Raw genomic sequence first — 721 nt, 5'->3', positions numbered from 1 at the left:
CATACTCATCTAGAATCAGAAACAATTAAAAATCAACTTAGACAATGGATTGATTCTCAAGCTTTATTTAAAGATTTAAGCTGGGAAAGTTGAGTTAATAACTTAGAGTGAAAACCTGATTCACGCCATAAAGTAATGCCTAAGTCCTCGAAAATATATGTAGTGCTTAAATCTTTATCTGCGCCATCATATGTAGAGGGGGCATAATGGCTTAATAAAGGAATAATATCTTCTGCTGAGCTTTCTAATAAATTGATGTCATATAAGGTAAGGGGTGGTGCTTTGAAAAAGTCAATAACCGCTGAAATTTCAATAGCCATATGATGGGCATCATATAAGACGATGAATTTGGAATCATCATAGCGAACGGATAAGAGCTGATGCTTTTCTTCGTCATTAATAAATAAAGTATCTATTTGTTGTATTTCAATGTCTTCAGCATCAAACAGGGCATCTATTTCTGATTTGGACATACCCAGCTGAATAGGGCCGATGCCTTTGTTAGGAATAACAGTCGAACAATTCATTGTAAAAACCTCCGTTAATAATCAAGTATAGTTTAAGTAGGCTAATCATAGCATATTTTGCTTAAAGTTTAAATAAGGTTTTAGGTTATAAATATGAATAGAATACAATATTTACTTAAGATAACGACATGTGCTAGATTATCTCAACTTATAAATAGGATAAATATGGTAATACATCGGGCTGTATAATCCCT

At 32.6% G+C, this 721-nt stretch carries 1 protein-coding gene; it reads right to left on the bottom strand.

All coding sequences use genetic code 11. The features are described 5' to 3' along the window. Positions 1 to 56: 56 nt before the first annotated feature. Positions 57 to 527 carry a hypothetical protein gene (locus JCM14822_RS18780; RefSeq protein WP_054744170.1) on the bottom strand — a complete coding sequence of 157 codons (471 nt, stop codon included), beginning with the start codon at positions 525 to 527 and terminating at the stop codon, positions 57 to 59. Positions 528 to 721 lie beyond the last annotated feature (194 nt).

The organism is Cellulosilyticum ruminicola JCM 14822 (assembly GCF_001311925.1).
GTDB lineage: Bacteria > Bacillota > Clostridia > Lachnospirales > Cellulosilyticaceae > Cellulosilyticum > Cellulosilyticum ruminicola.
This window is presented reverse-complemented; position numbering and strand designations above follow the sequence as displayed.

Coding starts and splice junctions, on each gene's coding strand:
- JCM14822_RS18780 (WP_054744170.1), bottom strand. CDS start 527: ATGAATTGTTCGACTGTTATTCCTAACAAAGGCATCGGCCCTATTCAG.